General features: G+C 40.1%; 25 protein-coding genes and 1 tRNA gene. 13 read left to right on the top strand and 13 right to left on the bottom strand.

Annotated features, from left to right (window positions below; translation table 11 throughout):
* Positions 1 to 65 precede the first annotated feature (65 nt).
* The 4 genes from FZF08_RS09810 to FZF08_RS09795 all read right to left on the bottom strand — a co-directional run bounded on the left by FZF08_RS09810 (position 66) and on the right by FZF08_RS09795 (position 5,187).
* Positions 66 to 470 (bottom strand): hypothetical protein, encoded by a 405-nt coding sequence (locus FZF08_RS09810; RefSeq protein WP_159468471.1) that lies wholly within the window; start codon positions 468 to 470, stop codon positions 66 to 68.
* A gap of 353 nt (positions 471 to 823) precedes the next feature.
* On the bottom strand, positions 824 to 2,134 hold the full coding sequence (gene der, locus FZF08_RS09805) for a ribosome biogenesis GTPase Der (RefSeq protein WP_159468470.1): 1,311 nt from the start codon (positions 2,132 to 2,134) through the stop codon (positions 824 to 826).
* 114 nt (positions 2,135 to 2,248) lie between these two features.
* Positions 2,249 to 3,172, bottom strand: a complete 924-nt coding sequence (gene era / locus FZF08_RS09800; RefSeq protein ID WP_159468469.1) for a GTPase Era — start codon at positions 3,170 to 3,172, stop codon at positions 2,249 to 2,251.
* Between the two features lie 59 nt (positions 3,173 to 3,231).
* The gene (locus FZF08_RS09795) at positions 3,232 to 5,187 is read right to left on the bottom strand and encodes an LTA synthase family protein (RefSeq protein ID WP_159468468.1); all 1,956 of its coding nucleotides are present in this window, start codon (positions 5,185 to 5,187) and stop codon (positions 3,232 to 3,234) included.
* A 113-nt stretch (positions 5,188 to 5,300) separates the two neighbouring features.
* On the opposite strand from FZF08_RS09795, the gene FZF08_RS09790 reads away from it, so the two are divergent.
* Together FZF08_RS09790 and FZF08_RS09785 are read left to right on the top strand one after the other, a co-directional pair.
* Positions 5,301 to 5,373 (top strand) — tRNA-Met (locus tag FZF08_RS09790).
* Between the two features lie 479 nt (positions 5,374 to 5,852).
* Positions 5,853 to 6,008, top strand: coding sequence for a hypothetical protein (locus tag FZF08_RS09785; RefSeq protein ID WP_159468467.1), 156 nt, complete (start codon positions 5,853 to 5,855; stop codon positions 6,006 to 6,008).
* A 171-nt stretch (positions 6,009 to 6,179) separates the two neighbouring features.
* On the opposite strand, the gene FZF08_RS09780 is transcribed toward FZF08_RS09785, so the two are convergent.
* Positions 6,180 to 6,932, bottom strand: a complete 753-nt coding sequence (locus FZF08_RS09780; RefSeq protein WP_159468466.1) for an SDR family oxidoreductase — start codon at positions 6,930 to 6,932, stop codon at positions 6,180 to 6,182.
* Between the two features lie 70 nt (positions 6,933 to 7,002).
* Positions 7,003 to 7,602 carry a Crp/Fnr family transcriptional regulator gene (locus FZF08_RS09775; protein ID WP_159468465.1) on the bottom strand — a complete coding sequence of 200 codons (600 nt, stop codon included), beginning with the start codon at positions 7,600 to 7,602 and terminating at the stop codon, positions 7,003 to 7,005.
* A gap of 125 nt (positions 7,603 to 7,727) precedes the next feature.
* Between FZF08_RS09775 and FZF08_RS09770 the strand changes: the two genes are divergently transcribed.
* The 3 genes from FZF08_RS09770 to FZF08_RS09760 all read left to right on the top strand — a co-directional run bounded on the left by FZF08_RS09770 (position 7,728) and on the right by FZF08_RS09760 (position 10,271).
* Entirely contained in the window at positions 7,728 to 8,309 is a 582-nt protein-coding gene (locus FZF08_RS09770) for a Crp/Fnr family transcriptional regulator (RefSeq protein WP_159468464.1), read from the top strand.
* A 122-nt stretch (positions 8,310 to 8,431) separates the two neighbouring features.
* The gene (locus FZF08_RS09765) at positions 8,432 to 9,292 is read left to right on the top strand and encodes an alpha/beta hydrolase (RefSeq protein ID WP_159468463.1); all 861 of its coding nucleotides are present in this window, start codon (positions 8,432 to 8,434) and stop codon (positions 9,290 to 9,292) included.
* A gap of 10 nt (positions 9,293 to 9,302) precedes the next feature.
* On the top strand, positions 9,303 to 10,271 hold the full coding sequence (locus FZF08_RS09760) for a zinc-binding alcohol dehydrogenase family protein (protein WP_159468462.1): 969 nt from the start codon (positions 9,303 to 9,305) through the stop codon (positions 10,269 to 10,271).
* A 43-nt stretch (positions 10,272 to 10,314) separates the two neighbouring features.
* Here the strand turns inward: FZF08_RS09760 and FZF08_RS09755 are convergent, their stop codons facing one another.
* Together FZF08_RS09755 and FZF08_RS09750 are read right to left on the bottom strand one after the other, a co-directional pair.
* Positions 10,315 to 11,040, bottom strand: coding sequence for a ThiF family adenylyltransferase (locus FZF08_RS09755; protein WP_159468461.1), 726 nt, complete (start codon positions 11,038 to 11,040; stop codon positions 10,315 to 10,317).
* Positions 11,040 to 11,684 (bottom strand): TatD family hydrolase, encoded by a 645-nt coding sequence (locus FZF08_RS09750; RefSeq protein WP_159468460.1) that lies wholly within the window; start codon positions 11,682 to 11,684, stop codon positions 11,040 to 11,042. Before FZF08_RS09750 ends, FZF08_RS09755 begins: the two co-directional genes overlap by 1 nt.
* 187 nt (positions 11,685 to 11,871) lie before the next feature.
* On the opposite strand from FZF08_RS09750, the gene FZF08_RS09745 reads away from it, so the two are divergent.
* From FZF08_RS09745 to FZF08_RS09720, 6 genes are all read left to right on the top strand, one after another.
* Positions 11,872 to 13,287 (top strand): hypothetical protein, encoded by a 1,416-nt coding sequence (locus tag FZF08_RS09745; protein WP_159468459.1) that lies wholly within the window; start codon positions 11,872 to 11,874, stop codon positions 13,285 to 13,287.
* 182 nt (positions 13,288 to 13,469) lie between these two features.
* On the top strand, positions 13,470 to 13,628 hold the full coding sequence (gene rpmH / locus FZF08_RS09740; RefSeq protein WP_137337982.1) for a 50S ribosomal protein L34: 159 nt from the start codon (positions 13,470 to 13,472) through the stop codon (positions 13,626 to 13,628).
* A 127-nt stretch (positions 13,629 to 13,755) separates the two neighbouring features.
* Complete coding sequence (locus FZF08_RS09735) at positions 13,756 to 14,166, top strand: ribonuclease P protein component (RefSeq protein WP_159468458.1); 411 nt, start codon at positions 13,756 to 13,758, stop codon at positions 14,164 to 14,166.
* Positions 14,167 to 14,179: 13 nt separating this feature from the next.
* Positions 14,180 to 15,838, top strand: a complete 1,659-nt coding sequence (locus FZF08_RS09730; RefSeq protein WP_159468457.1) for a S41 family peptidase — start codon at positions 14,180 to 14,182, stop codon at positions 15,836 to 15,838.
* Positions 15,839 to 15,937: 99 nt separating this feature from the next.
* Complete coding sequence (gene tsaB / locus FZF08_RS09725; RefSeq protein WP_159468456.1) at positions 15,938 to 16,633, top strand: tRNA (adenosine(37)-N6)-threonylcarbamoyltransferase complex dimerization subunit type 1 TsaB; 696 nt, start codon at positions 15,938 to 15,940, stop codon at positions 16,631 to 16,633.
* A gap of 78 nt (positions 16,634 to 16,711) precedes the next feature.
* Entirely contained in the window at positions 16,712 to 17,227 is a 516-nt protein-coding gene (locus FZF08_RS09720; RefSeq protein ID WP_159468455.1) for a DUF2480 family protein, read from the top strand.
* On the opposite strand, the gene FZF08_RS09715 is transcribed toward FZF08_RS09720, so the two are convergent.
* From FZF08_RS09715 to FZF08_RS09700, 4 genes are all read right to left on the bottom strand, one after another.
* A complete protein-coding gene (locus FZF08_RS09715) occupies positions 17,224 to 17,838 on the bottom strand; it encodes a ribonuclease HII (protein WP_159468454.1) in 615 nt (204 codons plus the stop codon). The two genes, FZF08_RS09720 and FZF08_RS09715, sit on opposite strands and share 4 nt — an antisense overlap.
* Entirely contained in the window at positions 17,838 to 18,860 is a 1,023-nt protein-coding gene (locus tag FZF08_RS09710) for a VWA domain-containing protein (RefSeq protein ID WP_159468453.1), read from the bottom strand. The genes FZF08_RS09715 and FZF08_RS09710 overlap by 1 nt, the downstream gene beginning before the upstream one ends.
* Positions 18,861 to 18,862: 2 nt before the next feature.
* Positions 18,863 to 19,777, bottom strand: coding sequence for a hypothetical protein (locus FZF08_RS09705; protein ID WP_229216479.1), 915 nt, complete (start codon positions 19,775 to 19,777; stop codon positions 18,863 to 18,865).
* A 73-nt stretch (positions 19,778 to 19,850) separates the two neighbouring features.
* Positions 19,851 to 20,741, bottom strand: a complete 891-nt coding sequence (locus tag FZF08_RS09700; protein WP_159468452.1) for a DUF58 domain-containing protein — start codon at positions 20,739 to 20,741, stop codon at positions 19,851 to 19,853.
* 69 nt (positions 20,742 to 20,810) lie between these two features.
* On the opposite strand from FZF08_RS09700, the gene FZF08_RS09695 reads away from it, so the two are divergent.
* Both FZF08_RS09695 and FZF08_RS09690 read left to right on the top strand, forming a co-directional pair.
* On the top strand, positions 20,811 to 21,185 hold the full coding sequence (locus tag FZF08_RS09695) for a DUF4296 domain-containing protein (protein ID WP_159468451.1): 375 nt from the start codon (positions 20,811 to 20,813) through the stop codon (positions 21,183 to 21,185).
* 42 nt (positions 21,186 to 21,227) lie between these two features.
* Positions 21,228 to 21,980 (top strand): polyprenol monophosphomannose synthase, encoded by a 753-nt coding sequence (locus FZF08_RS09690; RefSeq protein WP_159468450.1) that lies wholly within the window; start codon positions 21,228 to 21,230, stop codon positions 21,978 to 21,980.
* On the opposite strand, the gene FZF08_RS09685 is transcribed toward FZF08_RS09690, so the two are convergent.
* Positions 21,958 to 23,151: a M20 family metallopeptidase gene (locus FZF08_RS09685; protein ID WP_159468449.1), complete on the bottom strand. Its 1,194-nt coding sequence runs from the start codon at positions 23,149 to 23,151 to the stop codon at positions 21,958 to 21,960. The two genes, FZF08_RS09690 and FZF08_RS09685, sit on opposite strands and share 23 nt — an antisense overlap.
* Positions 23,152 to 23,248 lie beyond the last annotated feature (97 nt).

Here is a 23,248-nt window from a genome sequence, read left to right as displayed (position 1 = left end):
AGGTATGATTTGAAAATCATACCTGCTAGCCTTAATTCACAATACCTGCGAAATTTCTTTTATACTTACGATTTTGACAAAGAAGGAGATCCAACGAAAGCGTAGATAACCTGTTTGATCAAACCTGCCAATTTAGTTGCAATTGAATTATTCATTTCCTTATCTTCTTCGGTTTCAAAAAATGCAACCGGTCCTTCTTCCAATATTCTTTCATTCAGTGTAACCATGTTACTAACTTTCGCAGCAAGATTTTTTGTGTATGAAATCGCTGATTGTCCTGACTGGATAACCACCGTTTTATTCACAACTGTTTTTGCAGATACTTGTTTCGCAACACGTTCTTTTACTTCACGATATTCTTTTCCAGCCTGTAGTTTTTTGTGGGCTACAAACATGTTGTGGGAATAGCCGGTAGCATTAACCTGAAGGCTGAAAAGAAAAAGGACGATAAGTAATTTTATGGTTTTCATGGCTATGTTATTTTCAGTCTTTTAGAGAAAATCGTTGTGCTTAAATCCTTGTAACTAATTGACAGTACAAATATATATGTTTTATCAGGTACATTGCAATACATAGTACCTTGTTTTTAACAATTTTTTTGAAAATATTTTTTTTAATTGTTAAAAACGGCAGTCGGACTGTTTAATCCGTCTTTTTTAAGGATGGAAAATTACGAACAAAGGTTGCATGCTGAAAATAAAAAAAGATGAAAGTGATTATTTGGTATCCAAACTGTATCCTTTTCGTGATGAAATGAAAAATGCCGACAAAAGATTTGCAGGCATTTTTCACTTTTTAATAAAACCTGAGGTTTTAACCCTATCTATTTTTCTCTGAAGAAAATCGTAATGGGTACACCTGCGAAGTCAAAGTTTTCACGCATCCTGTTTTCCAGGTAACGCAAATATGGTGCCTGTACATGTTTCGGGTTGCTGCTGAAAAATACAAACGTCGGTGAAGGTGTTGGCAGCTGGATCATATATTTAATATTGATATATTTTCCACGGTGTGCCGGCGGCGGATATTTTTCAATTTCAGCCTGCATCACATCGTTCAATTTCGAAGTCGTGATTTTCTTCGTTTTGTTTTTATAAACCTGCATCGCCATTTCCATTACCTGGTGAATCCGTTGTTTTTCAACAACAGATGCGAAAATAACAGGCATGTAATTCATTGGTGCAAGTTTTTCCAACAGCGCCTTTTTGAAAGCATCAGCCGTTTTAGAATCTTTTTCAACCAAATCCCATTTGTTGACCATGATTACGATACCTTTTTTAGCTTTATCAGCCTGACCGATAATCGTAACATCTTGTCCTTCCAATCCTAATGTTGCATCCAGAAGAATAATACAAACATCAGATTCCTCCATCGCTTTGATCGAACGAAGCGTTGAATAATATTCGATATCTTCATTCACACGGGATTTACGACGTAAACCAGCCGTATCCGTCAAAATGAATTCCATTCCAAACGCATTGTAATGCGTATGAATTGCGTCACGAGTCGTTCCGGCTATATCTGTTACAATACTACGGTCTGTTCCTGTCAAAACATTCAGGAAAGAAGATTTCCCAACATTTGGACGGCCCATGATCGCGATACGTGGAATACCTGCTTCCGGATCTTCGATACCAGGTGTTTCAAAATGCGTTATCACCGCATCCAGTAAATCACCTGTTCCAAAACCCGTTTGTGCTGAAATTGCAAAGATCTCATCGCCTAAACCTAGTTCATAAAATTCGTTTGCCGACTGATAACGATCCGTTGTTTCTGCTTTATTCGCAACCAGATAAACCGGTTTGTTGAAACGGCGCAATACGTTTGCAAAGTCTTTGTCAAGATCTGTAAGTCCTGTCATGGTATCTACCATGAACAAAACTACCGTCGATTCTTCGATCGCAAGTTCCACCTGTTCGCGGATTGCTCCTTCAAAAATATCCTCTGATCCTACAACATATCCTCCCGTGTCGATCACGGTAAAATACTGGTCCGTCCATTCACCATAGCCATAATGACGATCGCGTGTAACGCCGCTCTGGTTATCCATGATAGCCTTACGACTTTCGATCAGACGGTTAAAAAGTGTAGATTTACCCACGTTTGGGCGCCCTACGATTGATATAATATTTGCCATTTTTATTTTTCTAATCTCTGTCCGAAAGTTTTTGGACAGAAACCCATTTTATTAATTCTTAATGATAGAAACCTGATTGTCAGGATCTGAATTCAGGACTGAGAATGACGTTCCTTATTCTTCATATCCAAACTGACGAAGCTTGTTTTCCTTGCTTCTCCAATCCGGTTCTACTTTTACATGTTGTTCAAGAAAAACTTTTTTACCAAAGAAATCTTCCATGTCCTTGCGCGCCTCGCTGCCGATTTTTTTCAGCATCGCGCCTTTTTCCCCGATGATAATCCCTTTCTGGCTTTTACGTTCCACAAGAATCTCGGCCCGGATCACAATCATATCGTCGCGTTCCTTAAATTCTGAAATAACCACCTCGCTGCTGTATGGAATTTCCTGGCGGTAGTTCAGAAATATTTTTTCGCGAACGATTTCCGAAGCAAAGAAACGTTCAGGTTTATCGGTTAGTTCATCTTCATCGAAGTATGGTGGATGAAATGGTAACCGGGTAATAATTGCATCAAACAAAGTCTGGACGTTTGCATTCAACAGCGCCGAGATCGGGATAATTGCAGCAGGCTGAATTTCCTTTTCCCATTCTTCTGTCTTGCGTTTCAGTTCTTCTTCGTTCGATAGATCAATTTTATTCAACACCAAAATAATCGGCGCATTTGTTCTTTGAAGCAAAGGGATCACTTCATGATCCGCTGCTTTTTCTCCAACTTCGGTAACAAACAATACCACATCTGCATCTTCAAGAGAACCTTTTACGAAGGTCATCATGGAATCGTGCAATTTGTATGCAGGTTTAACAACACCCGGAGTGTCCGAATAAACAAGTTGGAAAGGAATTTCTTCATGTGTTCCGTTCAAAATTCCCATGATACGGTGACGGGTCGTCTGCGCTTTGGATGTGATGATGGACATCTTCTCTCCTACCAGCACATTCATCAATGTCGATTTACCAACATTAGGCTTACCAATTATGCTCACAAATCCGGCGCGAAAGTCGCGTAGTGAGACTGGATTTTCTGTATTTTCGCTCATAACTTATTATTGTAATTCGCTGACTGAGTACTAATTGCACAAAAAAACAACGAAATATTTTAAGGTGTCAAGGTTAACTTATCATCCAGCATACGATTGGTATACTGCTGAACAAAAGCTTTAACCTGTGACTCCATCGGGCCTTGAATGGCCGGTAATTTATCTTTTAAATTATTTTTCAGAAGGTTATCTTTCTGATAATTATACAAACCTACGGTTTTCTTGCCATCAAATTGCAATATGTATGGCCCGTTGAACCATTGATATACACCATCATAGTTAACAGCAAAGTTCAGCGGCGGGTTCTGAAAGATATTTTTTCCGAAAGCAAAGTAAGGTTTATCGTAATGGAGATAACCCAAAACCGACGGCATAATATCAATTTGCTGCACTAACGTCGTAGTATCGCGCCCCGTCAAAGTGCTATCGCCGGGTGCATAAAAAAGGATTGGAATGGAGAAGTTTCCAACCGATGTCTGATATTTTGGATAATGCGCAAAAGTTGCCGCATGATCCGCTGTAATTACAAAAAGCGTGTTTTTGAACCAGGGCATCGTTTTGGCTTTGGCAAAAAATGCACGTAAAGCGTTATCGGTATAGCCCATTGTTTCATAAACAGGCAATGGCCCCGTCGGGAATTTGCCTTTGTAACGTTCCGGAACCTTGTATGGATCGTGTGAAGAAACCGTGAAGAGCGTACTCATAAAAGGCTCTTTAAAGGTATTCATCGTTTTGGCCCAATATTGTAAAAATTCCTCATCCCAGATTCCCCAGATTCCGTCGTAATCATCGTCGTTATTATATTCGTTTTTACCATAATATTTTTGGACACCAATCAAATTGACAAAAGCCTGGAAGCCCATTGAGCCGTTTGGCGCACCGTGAAAGAAGGAAGTTGAATAACCCTTGCTTTGCAGAATAGCAGGCAAACTCGGCAATTTATTGTCGGTGTAACGCATCGTCACGAATGGCTCCTTGATTCCGGGAATACTTGTAAGTACCGAAGGAATCGCCTCAATAGACTTAGCTCCGTTGGCAAAAGAATACCAATTGACCCGGCTATGCTGCATTAATGAATCAATAAAAGGCGTGTAACCTTTGTATGTGCCGTTTTCAAGATCATGGTTATAGGTACCTACCATTTCCTTCCCGAAACTTTCCCATATTAAAATTACAACGTTCATGGGCTTAAACGGTTGCTGAATACTATCAGGCGCATGCATGGGACTATACACCTGACCCGCTTCCCTCAATCCTGGAAAATAACTGATGCGTTCGTAATCACTTCTGCTTAGTGTCTTAAAAATGCAGAAAGGTGTGTTGAGAACCAAAAACATTTCTTTCGGCTTTTTCACGTATTCTCCCGCATTGCTTAATGTGATCGGACGGATACTATGAGCAAAACCACCGCGGACACCACCTATGAAAAGTTTCACAGTAATAAACATGATCGCCGCGTGAATAGCGAAAAAGGCCCAGACAGGATAATCTGCGCGTCCTTTGACTTTTAGAATACGGGTAATTTTAACCAATGACACGACCAGCAAAATCCAGATCACAGCAACATACCAGTACCTCAGAATAAATCCGCCAAAAAGCATTCCCATATTATCCTGATGCGAGAACTCTTTGAGAACCGACCAGGTAGTACGCTTGATCGTGAAACGATAATAAATCATATCCATACAGTTCGCCGACAAAGCAATACTGTTGGAAATGATAAAAAGATAATCCAGAAACTTTTGATAGCCTGCCCGATATTTGAAAGTAAAGGGAACCGACATCAAAAAAATGTACAGAATGTTGACATAAAAAACGGCGACGATGTCAAACTTGACTCCACCCGCCATTAAATTTAATGCATGCTCAAAAGAAATATCAGGAAAAAAAATCGTGTTCAGCAAATAAAACAAAATACGACAGATCGTGAATAAAACCATGATCCAGAGTATCCTGAGCAACATTACTACGTGAATACGCCCCCTTAAAGCGGCAGGAGACAAGGAAAAATTCATATTAAATCGGGTGATATCAGGGGGTCGTGAAAATATTTTTTAAATCTTTTTTACAAAAATAGTTGTTTTTATTGAAACATTAGTCGTATGTTTGCACTCCAATTCAACGACACCGCGGGATGGAGCAGTTGGTAGCTCGTTGGGCTCATAACCCAAAGGTCGCTGGTTCGAGTCCAGCTCCCGCTACAAGAAAAGAAGGTCACTATCGAAAGATGGTGGCCTTTTTGCGTTTTCAGGCATATCAATCAATTCCGACCTTGTTGTTTCATAACCCAAAGATCGCTGGTGCGACCGGGCAGGCGATCCTGGCCAGCTCCCGCTACAAGAAGAGAAGGTCACTATCGAAAGATGGTGGCCTTTTTGCGTTTTCAGGCATATCAATCAATTCCGACCTTGTTGTTTCATAACCCAAAGATCGCTGGTCCGACCGGGCAGGCGATCCTGGCCAGCTCCCGCTACAAGAACAGAAGGTCACTATCGAAAGATGGTGACCTTTTTGCGTTTTCAGACATATCAATCAATTCCGACCTTGTTGTTTCATAACCCAAAGATCGCTGGTCCGACCGGGCAGGCGATCCTGACCAGCTCCCGCTACAAGAACAGAAGGTCACTATCGAAAGATGGTGGCCTTTTTGCATTTTCAGACATATCAATCAATTCCGACCTTGTTGTTTCATAACCCAAAGATCGCTGGTGCGACCGGGCAGGCGATCCTGGCCAGCTCCCGCTACAAGAACAGAAGGTCACTATCGAAAGATGGTGGCCTTTTTGCGTTTCTGGGATATGAGGAGAATTCGTATGCTCTAAATCTGGCTCCGTAAGGAGCATCCTGTTTATAGCAAGGCATCCAACCTTCAAAATTTCCCCGGCTCCATCGGAGCCTCCTCGTTTTATATAGCGGCAAAAGCGATGCGGAGAGTATTAATCAAAAAAGGCCTCAAATTTTAAAATTCGAGGCCTTCACAAAAAACTATATAATCGACTTTGATGTCTTACAACGATATAACCCCACCATCAATTAGCAATTCCGACCCGATCATAAATTTTGAATCATCAGAAGCCAGAAATAATGCACCTGCCGCAATTTCTTCTGGCTCACCAACTCTTTTTATTGGAGTAAACTGAGCCATATTTTCCTTAAAAGCATCTGCTTCTTCTTTTGAGGAAGTCACCTGGTCAAAAACATCGGTATTGACCGGGCCGGGTGATAGTACATTGACACGAATTTTTCTGCCGAGCAATTCCGCTGAAAAACTTCTTCCCAAGGAACGGATAGCGGCTTTTGTGGCGGAATAAGAAGCGTGGCTAGGAATACCTTTTGCATTTGCAATCGACGATATTAAAATAACGGATGCCCCGTCATTCAGATAATTAACTGCCTTCTGAACAGTGAAAAATGTGCCTTTAAAATTAATATCGCTTTGTTTGTCAAACATCTCCTCCGTAAACTCTGTTAAAGGAGCCAATACGTAAACCGCAGCATTTGCTACCAATACATCAATCTTACCAAGTTTTTCCTCAACGGATTTATACAAATAATCAAGATCGGTAAGTTTTGAAGAATCTGCCTGGATTGCCACGGCGCCATTGCCAATTTCCTTTGCCGCTTTGTTCAAATTACCGGCATTACGTCCTGTGATTACAACTTTTGCTCCTTCTGCTGCAAATAATTTTGCAGTCGCCAAGCCTATTCCGGCACTTCCACCGGTAATTACGGCCACTTTATTATTCAATTTTCCTGCCATTGTCTTTGTTTTAAATACGATGCAAAGCTCGGGGAATAATATCTCAGCGAAGAGAAACCAGATTAAGAAATCAAGTGAAACCAGTTTCACTTGATTTCTTCCTTTTGCGTATCCTGGAAAGGAATTGTGTGGTCATCCCCAGGTAAGAAGCTAAAACATATTGAGGCATTCGCTGAACAACCGACGGGTACTTTTTCAAAAAATCATCATACCGTTTCTCTGCCGAAAGAGTCAGATTTGATATAAATCTTCTCTGATGAAAAGCCATGCCTCTTTCTGCCATAATTCTGAAAAAGGTTTCATACTTATGATTTAGCCCTTTCAACTCCTGTTCTTTTTCATATTCTATTTGAAGGATCTGGCTGTTTTCCAACGCAACGACGAACATGGTAGCAGGTTTCTGATAGATATAACTGTTGACATCAGAAATCCACCAGTCGTCAATGGCAAAGGAGATTGTATGCTCCTGCCCTTCCTCATCCACAACAAATGACCTGAAAGCACCCTGCAATACATAGTTCCGATATTTTGCTGTAAAATCTGGTTGAATAATATACTGACCTTTTTTTATCCGGTTTTCTTTGAAATAGGTGCCAAACAAATCTGCCTCTTCATCAGTAACTTCAACCAGTTTTTTCAAATAATTAGTAATTTGATCGATATTAGCCATCAATTGAATCCTGTTATATAAGTGATCATTTGTTTATTAAAATTGAGAAGAAACCGAGCTCCCTCGATCATTAACAAAACATTTGCAATAAAGCATATCAAATAACGCAAATAAATTTATCAGCCGTGACCCTGGAAAAACTCTTTGCAAATTTTGACAACTATATTCCTCTTGACGAAGAAGAAAGGGAAGATTTATCCAAAAGGCTTGCTGAAAGAAAAGTCAAGCGGCGGCAGTTTATTTTGCAGGAAGGGGATGTTTGCAAACATTACACATTTGTAGCGGAAGGCTGTTTCAAAAAATTCCATGTCGATAAAAAAGGCACGGAACATAATCTTCAATTCATTGCTGAAAACGACTGGATCATGGAAATTGACAGTTTTTATAATGAAAAGCCGAGCCGCGTTTTTATCGAGGCGCTTGAACCTTCGGTCATCCTGCAAATAACCAAACCTGATCTTATAGAACTCTTCATGAGTAACCCGAAATTCAACAGAAATTTCAGAGTGATCATTGAAAACAGATTTGTCGAGCTTGAAAACCGGGTTTTACAAGCAATTAGTTCTACTGCCGAGGAGCGCTACCTTACTTTTTTAAATCAGTATCCGAAACTTTCCCAACGACTTCCCAATACGCAAATCGCTTCTTATCTGGGTATAACTCCTGAATTTCTCAGTAAAATCAGAAAAGAAATATCTAAGAGATAAAATTTACTCTTAAACTATCTTAAGGGCATTTCTTAATTTTTCTTATGGGTCAGTTTGTCCATTAACGAGCACCTTTGTCTTATTAAAATTGATTTAAGCAATTAAGTTAGAAGAGGATAGCAATGGAAGATTTGGAAACAAGGAGAAACGGATTTGATCAATTGGGAAACAATTATCCCAAAGCGAAGGAAGTTATAATCGAGCAGGAAAATATCACCGGCGTAAACTGTTTTTGGTTTATTCCCGAAAACGAAACGTCAAAAAACATAACCATTTTTCTCCATGGCGGCGTTTTCGTTGTGGGGTCGATCCAGTCGCACGCAAGTATGATCAGCCATTTTTCGCAAAAACTTCAAAGGAGAATTTTATTTATTGATTACACCCTTGCCCCTGAAAATCCATATCCGGTTGGGCTCAACGATATTATTCAGGTATATAAAAAACTGATCGAAAGCATTCCCAGCTATAAAATTGAATTCATCGGCGACAGTGCCGGTGCTGGCCTGATCGTTTCTTCCGTAGGAGAAATGTTAAAACAGAATATTCAACTGCCGTCAAAAGTGGTGTTCATTTCGCCGTGGATCAGTTTGCACGGAAATAATCCTTCTATCGAAGCCAACAGAAACATTGACCCGATTCTCAGTCCTGAATATTTGAAAAAGGCTGCCGCTGATTATTCCGGCAAAACACCGATAGAAATATCCAGCCCGGAAAGTGTACTTTTAACCGAATTTCTCCCGGTGCTCATCCTGGTTGGCACTAATGAAATTTTGCTGGACGACAGTCTCAATTTTTATAATGAAGTCAAACTGATTCAGGATGATGCGGTATTGAGTATTTATAAAGATCAGGCTCACGTCTGGCCTTTAGCCAATATTTATTCGGAGGCTTCGCAGAAAGCACTTAACGAGGTTAATGAATTCTTAAATTCTCCAGATGACCATCATCTTGTGGAAGAAAATATATCATCATCAAACTATTAAAATAAACAAAATGAAAGCCGCAGTAACTACAAAAGCAGGAAATCCGGACGTGATAGAAATTCAGGAAAGACCAAAACCCGAAATTAAGGAAGGTTGGGTTTTAATAAAAATAAAAGCATTTGGATTGAACAGATCTGAAATATTTACAAGACAAGGTCATTCGCCAAATGTAGCTTTTCCAAGGACCCAGGGTATTGAATGCGTTGGCGAAATCGAGGAAGATCCATCAGGAACTTACAAAACCGACCAGAAAGTTGCTGCGATTATGGGTGGCCTGGGAAGGGATTTCGACGGAGGTTATGCCGAATTCGCAGCCGTTCCGCTGGAAATTGTTTTTGCATTTGAAAGTGACCTTCCCTGGAATGTACTGGGCGCAATTCCCGAAATGTTCCAGACGGTTTCCGGATCTTTAAATGGGGCTTTGGAAATAAAAGAAGGTGAAACATTATTGATCCGCGGCGGGACATCCTCTATTGGTATGCTCGCTTGTCAATTAGCCAAAACAAAAGGACTAACCGTTATTTCAACCACTCGAAATCCCGAAAAAGAAATTCATTTAAAAGAAAATGGGGCAGATTATGCACTTTTGGACGATGGAAATATTAATACAAAACTTAAAAGCCTATTTCCCAAAGGTGTTGACAAAGTGCTTGAATTGATTGGTATCGAAACTTTAAAAGATTCTCTGCAATGTATTCGCCCAAAAGGAATTGTTTGTATGACGGGCATTTTGGGCGGTTCATGGACTATGAATGAGTTCACGCCTATGGATGATATCCCGTCGCTAGGCCGCCTGACGGTTTATATGGTTGACGCAGCAAACTTGCAAAAGGATTTGCTTCAGGAATTTATTGATGCCGTCGCAGAAGGAAAAATCAATCTCAATATTGACAAAACTTTTAAGCTCGATCAGATTTCAGAAGCGCATTGTTACATGGAAAGTAATAAAGCTAAGGGAAAAATTGTCGTTGAAATATAATTTCATTAGTTGTCCCAGCATTAACGACGCCGGGATTTTAGGTTTAATCCTCAATCAAATCCCGGATTACCACAGAAGCACATGTTGCACCAAAAGTAGCTGGCAAATAAGACATGGTCCCGTATGCTGATTTCTTATAATTGCTGCCATCTGTCAAGATAAGCGATTCTTTGATCTGTTCTTCGGAAGAAAATACGGCTTTGATACCTTTATAAATGCCTTCTTTTTTCAGGTTTTTTCTAACCTGCTGCGCGAAGTTGCAATTGTATGTCTTTGAAATATCAACCACGCGTATCATCGTCGGATCCATTCTCCCACCCGCGCCCATGGAACTTACGATTGGGATTTTTCGCTGGAAGGCTTCTTTCAAAAACGTGATTTTCGGTGTGACACTATCAATCGCATCAACAATATAATCGTAAGTATTTGCCGACAAAATTTCGTCGACTGCTTCCGGATTGATGAAGGTTTTGACAACATGTAAAGTCAATTCAGGATTAATCGCCTTTAACCGTTCTGCCATAATATCCGCTTTGCTAACGCCATGATTGGTCGATAACGCAGGTAATTGACGATTTCTATTCGTTGGATCAACAGTATCGCCATCCACGATTGTCATTGTTCCAACGCCATTTCTGCAAATAAATTCTGCCGCGAAAGATCCTACCCCGCCCAGACCTATAATCAACACATGCGCGTTACTGAGCTTGACAAGTTTTTCTCTTCCAATTAACAATTCCGTTCGGGAAAGCCAGGCGAAATCTTCCATTACGATTGAAATACGTTTAAAAAGTTTTTTTCAAGCTGCAAAACAATCTCGTTTTCAGAAATATCTCTTATGCGTGCTGCGGATTTATAGATTTCCCTGATATCAATATCGGCATCATCGGTTTCCAAAAATACCCGCTCCAATGACGTCGCTTTGAAAGTGTTGAGAATTGCTGCGTTTCCACCAACCAGCGATTTTCCGAAGGATAAATAAAACCCGGCATCAATTAAAGGCTGAACAATGGACAGTTTATTATTTACACCGTGAATAACAACCGGTACCTCTACCTTTTTTAATTGGACCAGCACTTCATTAAAAGCTCTGACACAATGAATAATTAGCGGCTTACCCAAATCCTGAGCAAGTTTTATCTGTAATTGAAATGCCCTCAGCTGCAAATCCCAATCGGTTGAAGAGAGCTTATCCAACCCACATTCTCCGATGGCAAGAACTTCCGACTTTCCGGCATATTCCGCCAATATATTAAATTGCTCATCCAGATTTCCTGCATCGAGATACCATGGATGTAAACCCATACTGACTTTTCGTCCCTCAATTTTGTGATCGAAATTTTTGTATAAATTTTCAATAAACAGCACATCCTCACTTTCAGAATGCGGATGTGTGTGAACATTATAATACATAGAAAGCATCAATTAAAAGATGAAATAAGAGATTCGATTTGCTTCACAAACTGCACGAATCGGCGTGAATTTATTAAAAATTAGGGTAAAGTTTCTCTATCCTTTCGCTTAAACAGGAGCCGATTCTTCAAATAATTGTCTTATTTTTGGCCATCTGCTAGATCATAATTGCCGAGTCCAAACAAATATGCATTATTCAACGTGGTTTGAAAATCCCAACAATAAGCTAAAAATTATTCTATTAGCCTTTGTCATTTTGCTATTGCCTTTTCTCATTCTTTCCTTTTTCGTTTTCCCCACGACCGACGACTATTGTCATGCACTTGGTGTTATAGACATGGGTTATTGGGGATATCAAGAGCATTACTGGAAAACCTGGTCTGGCCGTTACATAGGTACTATGATTTCCGCGACACAGCCACTTTCTTACGGATCTTATCTGGGTTATAAGATAGCACCGATCATTTTGATCAGTTTTTATGCACACGCGATGTGGGTATTTGTAAAAGCCCTTACAGTCAATAAACTTTTGACATGGCAAACAGCTCTCATTACTTTTCTTTTAATGTTTGTCCTGATAGCCGAATTACCTATTGTTTCCGGCTATTTTTATTGGTACACAGGGTATTATTATACATTGGCTGACATTGCTACACTTTATTTATTCGCATATTTATTTCGGAATTATAATACACTAAGCACAAAACATACGGCCCTCATTTCGCTTTCCGTAATTATTCTGGTAGGTACCAACGAATATACATTGGTATGGCTGGTTGCATTGTCCGGCGCTTTGTTTCTTTTTGGTTCGATTGCTAAGAAGAAACTACAATTTTCATCGCTGATCATATTTTTGGTTGCATTGGCTTTTGGAGTATTGTCGATCACTGCACCCGGAAACGGTGTACGTGCCGAATCAGGACTCTATCCCACACCTTTAAAATTCAATCTGGTTTATTCTATTCAGCACAGTTTGATAACCGGCGTTTTGAATTTTTCCAAAATGGCGCCAACGCTATGCATCCTGGCCTTGGTTCTTATCCCTTTTGCAGCACAACTCTATCATAAAAAAGAAAAAAATGAGTTCCGGTTTTTGTCGGTTCATCCGATAGTTTCTTTAATCATTTTCTTCGGCTGTATTTTTCTAACTTATTTTCCAACATACTGGTCTATTGCCGCACCGCCCAATTTACGTGGACAATGTGTCATTACCTTCTGGACTTTGATCGGTTTTAGTTACAATGTTTTCGTAATCACATTCTGGACAATTGAAAAATACAATTCAAAAGTAATTACACACTTTGGATTGGGTGGGTGGGTCATTGCCCTGTATTTTTTCACCATTTATAGCAGTAATTTCAACTATCGCTCTGCCTGGTCTGATATCATAACAGGCCGTGCTGCACGTTTTTATACGGAAATGGAAGCACGTACCAAACAAGTTTACCAAACCAAAGATCATTCTGTTTATGTCCCTAAATTAAAAAATATCCCTTATTCAATTTTAATTATCACAGAGGCTCCTGATCCGGCATGGGGATCAGTAGAATATAATAACGGCTGTGCCGAATGGTACTTCAAAAAGAAGTTTTTTTTAAAGTAAACATAAACCGATAAGACCTTCTGAGGTAAATGAAGCAGAAAATTTGTATAAATTTCATACTGCCTGCGTGTTATGAAAAGAAAAAAGTTTTCAGGTCTTGTCATAATTCAATTTTTTTTCTACCTTTGCAAGCCAAAATTACGGGTAGCAGAGATTTTACAGCGCAATAATTTGATAATGAGATGAAACGTACCTATCAACCATCGAATCGCAAGAGGAGAAATAAGCACGGATTCCGTGAAAGAATGTCTTCGGCTAATGGCCGGAAAGTTGTAACGGCCCGTCGCAAGAAAGGTCGTTGGAAACTATCAGTTTCAGACGAAAAACGTCATAAGCAATAATCAAGGTTTGAAAGTTTGAGTAGGGCATTACCTCATTGGTAATACCAAATCAGAGACTTTTTGTCTTTAATCGTGTATTAAGTTCGATTAATTCTCAAACTTAATACACGTTTTTTTCTACGAGAACTTGAAACAAACATTTGGTAAAAATGAGCGTTTGTGCAGCCCGACATTAATTGGAAGGCTTTTTAAGAGGGGTAGTGCGGATGTACATACGTTCTACCTCTTTCCTTTTCGTGTATTGTATATGTACGATACCACGCCTCCCCCATTTCCCCAACTTCTTTTTTCTGTTTCAAAGCGGCAATTTAAAAAAGCTGTCGACCGAAACCAGGTAAAAAGGCGCTGCCGGGAAGCGTATCGCCTTAACAAAGCTTCTTTACTTTCTCTTCCTGCCGAATCCAGGCCTTCGTACATTGCTTTTTTGTATATTGCGAAAGAAATTTCAACTTTTGACGTTATTGAAACGGCCACGAAACAATCGCTTAACCGTTTGTTGAAATTGCCTCCGGCGCTCCGGAAAAATCAAGGTCAATGATCCTAGACAATCGATGAAAAAATATCTTCGTTCCCTTCTTATTGCCACCCCGGTTGTAGCCGGACTGGCATTTGTGTCTTTTAAGCAAGACGACCGTTTGTTTGAAATTGCACGTAATCTGGATATTTATGCGACGCTTTTCAAAGAGCTGAATGCATATTATGTCGATGAGATCAATCCAAACCAGCTAATTAAGACAAGTATCGACGGTATGTTGAGATCGCTGGATCCGTATACCGTTTATTATGCTGAGGATGATATTGAAGATTATATGACGATGACAACCGGAAAATACAATGGTATAGGCGCCATGGTTAATTCTGCGGATGGGAAACATACGGTCATGATGGTTTATGAAGATACACCTGCTCAAAAAGCCGGTCTTCAGCTGGGAGACGAAATCACCAAAATCAATGGTATTGATCTTTCGACCCGTGAAGATTTTGATACTGGAAAATTATTAAAAGGACAAACCCAAACGAGTGTAACGCTGACAATCCAGCGCTACGGAATTCCAAAACCGATTGAAGTTACAATCAATCGTGATATTGTGAAGGTTACCAATGTACCTTACTATGGAATGATCAGTGAAGATGTTGGGTATATTGATCTTAAAGATTTTACCGCAACTGCTTCCAGGGAAGTGAAAACTGCTTTTCTGGAATTGAAGGGAAAAGGAATGAAACATCTCGTTCTGGATCTTCGTGACAATCCGGGTGGATTATTAAATATGGCGATAGAAATCTCCAATATTTTTATTCCAAAAGGGGAAGAAGTTGTTACGACAAAAGGCAAAGTAAAAGAGTGGAATAAAGCCTACACGGCCTATAATCCAGCTTTGGATATCGAAATTCCTATCGCGGTTTTGACAAATGGCCGCAGCGCATCAGCCGCAGAAATTGTTTCCGGCGTAATTCAGGATTATGACCGGGGTGTTTTAATAGGTCAAAGAACGTATGGAAAAGGATTGGTGCAAACTACGCGTGATCTTTCTTACAATACTAAAATGAAGATTACTACCGCAAAATACTATATTCCAAGCGGCCGCTGTATCCAGGCAATTGATTACGCACATCGCAATGAAGATGGCAGCGTAGGAAAACTTCCAGACTCATTAATGACCGCGTTTAAAACACGGAATGGCCGGGTTGTTTATGATGGAGGTGGAATTTTGCCAGATATTCTTACTGAAAAAGAAACATATTCTCCTCTGGCCTTATCGCTGGCAAGAAATCGCTTGTTCTTTGATTATGCGATGAAATATCATTTCGAGCATAAAACCATCAAACCTGCCAAAGAATTTCACCTGACAGATTCTGAATACGGCGATTTTGTAAAATGGCTCAGCAACAAAGAATATGACTATACAACGCAGGTTGAAAGAGATCTGAATGACCTTGAAGCTTCTGCCAAAAAGGAAAAATCGATTGATGTAATTCAGGATCAATTAAAAGGCCTGAGATCAAAACTGGCGCATACCAAGGATAATGATTTACAGATTTCTAAAACGGAGATTAAAACGATCATGGAAGAGGAAATCCTGAAACATTATTATTTGGAAAAGGGAATGCGCGAGGCTTCTTTCAACGATGATCCGGAAGTAAAAGAAGCGATCAAGCTTTTTAAAGACAACGCCCGTTACCACGAAATTTTAAAGGGAACGAAAAAATAGCTGTTGGCTATAAGCGATTAGGCGTTAGCTCTGGGTTGATTTTAATAATTTGGTTAATGATAGTGCGATATGTGCATTGTTAACAACTGTCAAAAATTCATGCTTTTACTTAGTATCGATACTTCAACGCGCGGTTGTTCCGTGGCGCTACATAATGATGCCGGCTTGTTGGCTGATTATGAATTATATACCGACCGGTCGTCTTCTGCTATGCTGACTACTTTGATCAGCAGCACGGTTGAACATTCCGCCTACAAATTACAGGATCTGGATGCTGTTGTGATCGCAAAAGGCCCAGGATCCTATACGGGATTGCGCGTAGGGGTTTCCACAGCGAAAGGATTGTGTTATGCTATTGACAAACCTTTAATTGCTATTAATACACTGGAAGCCATGGCTCTTCAGGTAAAACCGTTTTTCACCGACAATTTTCTTTTTTGTCCGATGATCGATGCACGGCGCATGGAAGTTTATGCCTCTGTTTTTGATTCAAATCTTGACATTGTTGAACCTACCAAAGCTGTTATTTTGGAAGAAAATTCATTTGGAAATATTCTCGAATCGAATAAAATAGTTTTTTTCGGCGATGGCGCGGCCAAATGCAAACCTTTATTTGAACAAAACCCCAATGCATTTTTCATTTCTACTGAAATTCGTCCATCAGCCAAAACGGTTGGCTTGTTAGGAATTAAGGCTTTTGAAAAAGGTGAATTTGAGGATATTGTGACTTTTGAGCCTTATTATCTGAAAGATTTTATGGCGCCTCCTTCCCGCAAAGTTTCGCCTGCGGTTTAGTCAACTTTCCATTTTTATTTCGTTGTTGAAAACAAACTTTCCACCATTTGTGTTATTCTTTCAAACACAGTAAAATTTATGGAAACCGAAGAAATTGTTAACCGTGTAGCCACCAGTGGTATTGTATCGTTTGATCTTGAAGAACTTTTTCATCCCGGCGAAAGGGTAATTTACGATCTGAAGGATAATCTGTATATGGGAATGATCCTTCGCGAAAAAGATTTTCGTGAGTTTTTGAAAGCCAATGATTGGTCTCAATATACCGGTAAAAATGTAGCGATTATTTGTTCAGAAGATGCGATTGTACCAACCTGGGCTTATATGCTTTTGGCGATTCAACTTCAACCTTATGCAAACGAAGTTGTTTTCGGAGATTTAAATGCTTTGGAAGACAAACTTTTCGCGGATGCAATTGATAAAATTGACGCAGAAGAATTTCGCGGTAAAAAAGTAGTGATCAAAGGATGCAGCAAACTTCCTGTACCTATTTCTGCTTATGTTGAAATTACAAATCTGCTGAAACCTGTTGCACAAAGTCTGATGTTTGGCGAACCTTGCAGCACGGTTCCTCTTTACAAAAAACCGAAAGTTTAAGCTTCGGAATTTTTTTCTTCTATTTCTATTTCTTCCTTTAATAGCCGGAAAGTCATTCGGTGATAAGATGATGTTCCATGCAAACGGATCGCATTTCTGTGATGGATTGTTGGGTAGCCAACATTCGTTTCCCAACCATAATGCGGGTGCTGCAGTGCCAGTTCACTCATCAAATTATCACGATACGTTTTGGCCAGAACAGACGCGGCAGCAATAGATAAGTAATGAGCGTCACCTTTGATGATACAAGTATGCGGAATCATTGGATAAGGCGTGAACCTGTTTCCATCCACCAGCAAATGTTCCGGTTTTGTATGCAGCTTATCCACTGCAAGATGCATTGCTAAAAAACTGGCTTTCAGGATATTGATTCTGTCAATTTCAAAATTATCAACTTCTGCAACGGCCCATGCGATGGCTTCCCGCATAATCTCTTTTTGCAGAATTTCACGCTGAAATTTAGTAAGCTGCTTTGAATCGTTAAGAAATTCGTGGGTATAATCCAGGGGCAGAATTACCGCCGCAGCAACCACCGGTCCGGCCAGACAACCGCGTCCCACTTCATCCAATCCTGCTTCACGGACGTCTTTGTTGTAATAAGATTTTAACATTAGTCTTCAAGAATATTAGCCATAAAGGTACTCTTTGTGCTTAAAGCAATCAAGAGCAGCGTAATGGCCCAATAGAGATACACACGGTAATAATCACGCACATCACGGGAAACCACGTTCCGGGATTTTACTTTTTCAATTTGATTTATTTGTTTAAAAACAGATCCCAGCGTCGTATTATCCGTAGCCCTGAAATATTTCCCATTCCCTAAATCTGCAATTTTTTGTAATTCACTTTCATCCACAACTGCATTTGATACATTTAAACTATCCGATGCTTTTATCAGCTTCCTGGTTTTCCCAACAGAAATACTATAAACCCGAACGCCAAAAGCCTTTGCTAATTGCGCTGCGGTTGTCGGGCCGAGATTTCCGGAAGTATTATCTCCGTCACTAATTAAAATCGCTACTTTACTTTCACCCGAGGTTTCACGCATACGGTTTACGGCAACAGCCAGTGCACTGCCAATAGCCGTTCCTGCCGTTGGGATCATAGTAGGCTCAATTTCGTCCAGAAAACCATATAATAACTCATAATCCGTAGTAAGCGGGCAAAGTGAAACGGCTTCTCCTGCGAAAATTATAAGTCCGATACGATCTTGTAAACGTCCCTGGATAAATTGGCAAGCCACTTTTTTGGCCGCTTCCAACCGATTTGGACTAAGATCTTTTTCCAGCATAGAATCTGAAATATCAATCAAAAGCATAATATCAATGCCCTCGGAAAACTGGTCTGTTCTTTCTGAAACAATTTGCGGACGTGCCAGCGCGATAAATATTAATGCAAGCGCCAGCGCAATACAAATCGGTTGAAAAAACCGTAAAAGTGTCAGCCAATCCATTCTCGACCGCTCCTTGTTGTAAGTAATTATAAGCCGCTGACGGTGTTTCCGGTGAAACGCACTTCTCAACCAAAATAAAAACGGGATAGCCGGAAGCGCATACAAAAAGTATGGATAAACCCATTCATAAGACCTGAGCATATCCAGCGTAAACCACTTCAGCGAAAACCATTGTTCCATAATCAGATCTCAGAAGGTGTATTATTTTCCAGAATCTCCCTGCGCTTATTTCGATAGAGACGCATCGCTCCCATTTTTAATACTTCCAGCGATTTATCCATTTCCTTGGACTTTCCTTGTCCATAAATAATCCCGTCCATATTTTTTAAAGCAACCGCGAGTCCTTCGTCGGGCATATTATCCATAATTTCCCTTGTGGTGTACGTTGCAAACGGTTTTTTCTCCAATCTTTCAAGATAGTTCTTCCATACAATAATTGCTTTTTCCGCATCCTTGATATCATTGTGCTCTCTGGCATTTTTTAGCAAACGGTTATACGACCGGTTGTATTCCATATGCCTGCGCTGCAGCTTGAACAATTGCCATTGTTTGTAAATATCACTTCCAAAAAGCCAGTATACACTTCCAGCGACACCTATTGCCAGCGTCAGGAAACCGATAAATATCGAAAAATTAAATTCGTGGCTCAGCGGCAGCAAACCAATTTCAGGTTTCAGCGAAGTCGTATCCGTTATCCCTCTAAAATTGCTTTTCCGTAAAAAAATAGAATCTGTTGTTGTAAATACAGCAGTACAATCCTTCCCATTAAAAATAAAAACCGGTATTTTAAGTGTTTGTTCCGGTGTTATATTAAAAGTCACCAATTGATAAACCGCGCTGTCAAGACTTCCCTTCTGGTCTGTACTTGAAGTGAAATTTTTTTTTGAAAGAACTTCAAATGTGGAAAAATTATAGGTTGTATCCGGAAAGAAAACTTCTGTTTTGGGTGCGTGTTTGAAACTAAGCGCGTAAAAAAAGGGCTTTCCTACTTCAATACTATCGGACAGGAATTTTCCTTTTGGCAGGGATTGCCCCGAAACATTTCCTGAAAATATATTTCCCAAACCGATCACGCAAAACAAAAAAATTGTTCGCAAAAAATAAAATCTGATACTTTGGGTAAAAAGGGAAAACAAAATTTTTAGGTTTTAAGCTGAGCCAAGATTCAATTTAAGATGAAGCCATTCCGCCTTTTGCATAACGTCTGACTTTGAAAAGGCGGATCAGTGCCGGTACATAATCCTCCTGAGTATTTATTGAAATATAATCAGCACGGTTTTGGTGACAAAGTTTTTCCAGTTCAGCACTTCTGCTTTGAAAACGATTTGCCATATCTTCACGGTACTGGTTCGATGAAGTATTGACCCAGGTTGTTTTTTGTTTTTCCGCATCATAAAGCGGTATAATTCCAAGCCTTGGCAAACTAGTCTCCCGGAGATCGTACAAATGAATAACGATCAGATCATGCTTTCTAGCCAGTGCTTTCAGATTGTGCTGGTAATTGGTATCAATAAAATCTGAAATCAGAAAGATAAGGCTTCTTCTTTTCAATAAATTTAATGCTACCAATATGGCCTCCGAAATACTGGTTTTTGTAGATTCCGGTATCAGTTTATAAAGTTCCGAAAGTAAACCATACCCGTGTTTCATCCCATCAGATGGGCGGATATATCTTTCATTTTTATCTGAAAAACAAAGTAAACCAACCCTGCTAGCTTCCTGGATAGCGGATAAAGTCAATACGCCACAGATTTCTTTGGCAATATCAATTTTTAATTTATTTACCTCTCCAACACGTTGAGAAGCACTTACATCCAGCATAAAAAATGCCGTTTGCTCTTTATCTTCCTTGAAAATTTTTATAAAAGTCCCATGACCTTTTGCCGACGTATTCCAGTCAATAGCGCGCACATCGTCACCATACTGATACAGACGGAGATCGTCATATTCAAGTCCGGAGCCTTTAAAAACGGAATGAAAGTTTCCATGTCTCTCACTCGTAACCGCTTTTCGCATCCGTATTTCGTACTTTCGGAGTTTCCCCAAAAACAGTTCAAACATGTGTTTTCCGAAAAAATTACCACCTTTGCAACTTATTGCAGCTAAACAAAGATAGGTATTTTGGGAATTATGACGCGACGGATTATTAATTTCTCATTCAGTTTGATGCTGATCGGAAGTATCTCAATCATTTTAGCGGCTTGTAATAAGGAAGAAACGCCGCCAGATGGTACTCTTTCTGAGGAAAAAATGGCGGATATTTTAACCGATATTCATATAGCAGAATCCCGTGTGACGCGCTTGCAATTAAAGTCTCTGGATTCGTCAATCCTTATATTTGATCAATTGAAACAGGGGGTCTGGAAAAAATATAAAGTGGATACGCTTGTATATAGAAACAGTTATTCTTTTTATATGACACACCCACAATATATGACGCGTATTTATGCAAATGTAGCGAAGCAAATTGAGCAGCGCGAAAAGACCAAAAATATAAAGCCTTGAAGTATAGCGGTAAACATTTTTTTAACTATAAACTAATTACCAGTGAACCAAAGCATTGTAGTAATCCCTACCTACAACGAAATTGAAAATATTGAAGCGATTATCCGAAAGGTTTTCAGCCTTTCAAAACCTTTCGATGTATTAATTATTGACGATGGCTCACCTGATCAAACTGGTGCGGCGGTGAAGGAATTGCAGAAAGAATATAGAGAATCTCTTCATCTGGTTGAACGCAAAGGAAAACTTGGTTTAGGAACGGCCTACATCCATGGCTTCAAATGGGCACTGGAAAAGGGCTACGATTACATTTTTGAAATGGACGCGGATTTTTCTCACCCGCCGGAAGATTTACTTCGTTTGCATGAAGCTTGTGCAGTACAGGGTCATGATGCCGCCATTGGATCACGATATATTACGGGTGTAAATGTTGTAAACTGGCCTATCAATCGTGTTTTGATGTCCTATTTTGCAGGATATTATGTGCGGACAATTACCGGAATGCCAATCATGGATCCTACTGCAGGCTTTATATGCTATACGCGAAAAGTTTTGGAAACAATTGATCTTGACAAGATAAGGTTTATAGGTTATGCTTTTCAGATCGAGATGAAATTTAACTCCTGGAAGTTCGGATTTGACATTGTAGAGGTTCCAATTATCTTTACTGACCGGACAAAAGGAGCCTCTAAAATGTCACGCGGGATTTTTAAGGAAGCCATTCTGGGCGTACTTAACCTAAAAATCGCTAGTTATTTTAAAACATATATCCCTGCTAACAAGCAAGTTCAGAGATAGCCAGCCAGCTCATTAGTCCGGGTGCTATTTCAAGGGATGTTTCGTCTACATCGAAGGTTGGGGTATGCACGCCGGAAATAATTCCTTTGGCTTCATTACGCGTACCCAATCTGTAAAAACAAGAATCGACAACCTGGGAATAAAATGCGAAATCTTCTCCTGCCATCCACAGGTCGAGATCTACCACGTTTTCGGCACCCATGTATGTTGTTGCCGCAGTTCTTACCCGCCGGGTTAATTCCGGATGATTTTTCAAAAATGGATACCCTTTTACGATTTCAAAAATACAGCTTCCACCCATGGCTTCTGCCATACCCTCCGCCATTTTTTTCATTTTTTTCAATCCATCTTCACGCCATTGCTCATCCATACAACGCCAGGTTCCCTGTAAAGTGACTTCGTTTGGAATTACATTCGTAACACCGTCCGCAATGAAGCGACCGAAGGACAAAACAGCAGGATTGGAAGGTTTTCTATACCGGCTGATGATTTGCTGCAAAGCCACAACAATGTGTGAGGCGATTAAAATAGGATCGATCAACTGATCAGGAGCCGCTGCATGCCCGCCTTTTCCGATTACAGTTACATATAATTCATCCGTGCTGGCCATGTACATTCCTTCACGGAAACCAATTTTGCCAACCGGAATATTCGGTGCTACGTGCTGGCCCATCATACTTATCGGTCTTGGGTTTTCCAATACACCTTCTTTAATCATCAAAGACGCTCCGCCAGGTGCTTTTTCCTCAGCAGGTTGAAAAACAAGTTTTATCGTTCCTTCAAACTGATCTTTTATCTGATTTAAAATTCGCGCTGTACCCAATAAAGAAGCCGTATGAACATCATGTCCGCAAGCGTGCATTACGCCTGGAACCAACGATTTGTAAGGGACGTCATTTGCCTCAACAATCGGCAGAGCGTCCATATCAGCACGCAAACCAACGACCTTTTTACCCGGATTTTGTCCTTCAATCAAAGCAACGAGTCCGGTTCCTGCAATGCCTTCCTGAGGCGTTAGTCCCAATGCCCTAAGTTCTTCAGCGACAAACTGGGCCGTTTTAAATTCTTCAAACGATAATTCAGGATTGGTATGTAAATGTCGGCGATTGGCAATAACGCTCGACGCTTGTTCCTTCGCGAGTGACTTTATTTTTTGTTGCAGGTCAAACATATGTACAAAGAGAAAATGAATACTGAGAGCTTACCTAAACTAATTATTATTCGGCTATAAGCCCCGCAAAGGTACGAAGAAATAGAATCGGGCAGAA

This window comes from Dyadobacter sp. 3J3, assembly GCF_009801115.1.
GTDB lineage: Bacteria > Bacteroidota > Bacteroidia > Cytophagales > Spirosomataceae > Dyadobacter.
The sequence above is the reverse complement of the archived record's forward strand: the minus strand, read 5'-3'. Positions and strand labels throughout refer to the sequence as shown.

Bases quoted from the DNA above. Each gene is read 5' to 3' on its own strand.
- FZF08_RS09810 (WP_159468471.1), bottom strand. From the start codon at position 470: ATGAAAACCATAAAATTACTTATCGTCCTTTTTCTTTTCAGCCTTCAG.
- der (WP_159468470.1), bottom strand. From the start codon at position 2,134: ATGGCAAATATTATATCAATCGTAGGGCGCCCAAACGTGGGTAAATCT.
- era (WP_159468469.1), bottom strand. From the start codon at position 3,172: ATGAGCGAAAATACAGAAAATCCAGTCTCACTACGCGACTTTCGCGCC.
- FZF08_RS09795 (WP_159468468.1), bottom strand. From the start codon at position 5,187: ATGAATTTTTCCTTGTCTCCTGCCGCTTTAAGGGGGCGTATTCACGTA.
- FZF08_RS09780 (WP_159468466.1), bottom strand. From the start codon at position 6,932: ATGGCAGGAAAATTGAATAATAAAGTGGCCGTAATTACCGGTGGAAGT.
- FZF08_RS09775 (WP_159468465.1), bottom strand. From the start codon at position 7,602: ATGGCTAATATCGATCAAATTACTAATTATTTGAAAAAACTGGTTGAA.
- FZF08_RS09765 (WP_159468463.1), top strand. From the start codon at position 8,432: ATGGAAGATTTGGAAACAAGGAGAAACGGATTTGATCAATTGGGAAAC.
- FZF08_RS09760 (WP_159468462.1), top strand. From the start codon at position 9,303: ATGAAAGCCGCAGTAACTACAAAAGCAGGAAATCCGGACGTGATAGAA.
- FZF08_RS09755 (WP_159468461.1), bottom strand. From the start codon at position 11,040: ATGGAAGATTTCGCCTGGCTTTCCCGAACGGAATTGTTAATTGGAAGA.
- FZF08_RS09750 (WP_159468460.1), bottom strand. From the start codon at position 11,684: ATGTATTATAATGTTCACACACATCCGCATTCTGAAAGTGAGGATGTG.
- FZF08_RS09745 (WP_159468459.1), top strand. From the start codon at position 11,872: ATGCATTATTCAACGTGGTTTGAAAATCCCAACAATAAGCTAAAAATT.
- rpmH (WP_137337982.1), top strand. From the start codon at position 13,470: ATGAAACGTACCTATCAACCATCGAATCGCAAGAGGAGAAATAAGCAC.
- FZF08_RS09730 (WP_159468457.1), top strand. From the start codon at position 14,180: ATGAAAAAATATCTTCGTTCCCTTCTTATTGCCACCCCGGTTGTAGCC.
- tsaB (WP_159468456.1), top strand. From the start codon at position 15,938: ATGCTTTTACTTAGTATCGATACTTCAACGCGCGGTTGTTCCGTGGCG.
- FZF08_RS09720 (WP_159468455.1), top strand. From the start codon at position 16,712: ATGGAAACCGAAGAAATTGTTAACCGTGTAGCCACCAGTGGTATTGTA.
- FZF08_RS09715 (WP_159468454.1), bottom strand. From the start codon at position 17,838: ATGTTAAAATCTTATTACAACAAAGACGTCCGTGAAGCAGGATTGGAT.
- FZF08_RS09710 (WP_159468453.1), bottom strand. From the start codon at position 18,860: ATGGAACAATGGTTTTCGCTGAAGTGGTTTACGCTGGATATGCTCAGG.
- FZF08_RS09700 (WP_159468452.1), bottom strand. From the start codon at position 20,741: ATGTTTGAACTGTTTTTGGGGAAACTCCGAAAGTACGAAATACGGATG.
- FZF08_RS09695 (WP_159468451.1), top strand. From the start codon at position 20,811: ATGACGCGACGGATTATTAATTTCTCATTCAGTTTGATGCTGATCGGA.
- FZF08_RS09685 (WP_159468449.1), bottom strand. From the start codon at position 23,151: ATGTTTGACCTGCAACAAAAAATAAAGTCACTCGCGAAGGAACAAGCG.